The organism is Pseudomonas sp. 30_B (assembly GCF_017491605.1).
In the GTDB taxonomy this organism is placed as follows: domain Bacteria; phylum Pseudomonadota; class Gammaproteobacteria; order Pseudomonadales; family Pseudomonadaceae; genus Pseudomonas.
The window spans coordinates 1-615 of the sequence record NZ_JAFGYY010000103.1; the positions used below are offsets into that span (position 1 = coordinate 1).

At 71.2% G+C, this 615-nt stretch carries 1 protein-coding gene; it reads left to right on the forward strand.

The genetic code is table 11. The features are described from left to right. Nucleotides 1–58 precede the first annotated feature (58 nt). Nucleotides 59–615: universal stress protein (locus tag J5M67_RS27425; RefSeq protein WP_207888543.1), on the forward strand; the 557-nt coding region annotated here is incomplete at its 3' end.

Here is a 615-nt window from a genome sequence, read left to right on the forward strand (position 1 = left end):
GACTGGGGGCATACGTCCAAAGCGGCGCGCGACGCGCCGGAACCTAGGAGAACGAGCGATGAGCTACAAGAGCATCCTGGTCCACCTCGACACGAGCGATCGCGCACGCGCGCGGCTCGAGACCGCGCTGACGCTCGCGCGCCAGTTCGGCGCGTACCTGAGCGCCGTCTTCGCCGTCTACACCCCCGAGCCGACGTCGTTCTACGTGATGGCGGGCACCGCCGACTACTTCGCCGATCAGCAAAGGCGGCGCGACGAGAAGCGCGCGCAAGCCGAGCAGATCCTGCGCGCGCGGCTCGCCTACCAGGGCACGCAGCTCGTGTTCTCGACCGCGCGCGGCGACGACCTGTGGTGGCTGATGACAAGCAACGAGACGAACGCGGCGCGCCTCGCGCTGGCGTTCGCCGGCGAGGCGGGCTGGAAGGACGAGATGCCGCGCGTCGCGGCCGGCCTGCTCGCGCTGCAGAAGAACGGCGCGTGGCAGACGACGACCGCGAACGCGCTCGGCCTGCTCGCGCTCGAGCGCTTCTCGCGCACGTACGAGCGCGCGCCGGTTGCCGGCGCGACGAAGATCGCGTTGGGCGGCGACACGCGCTCGATCGCGTGGTCGCAGCC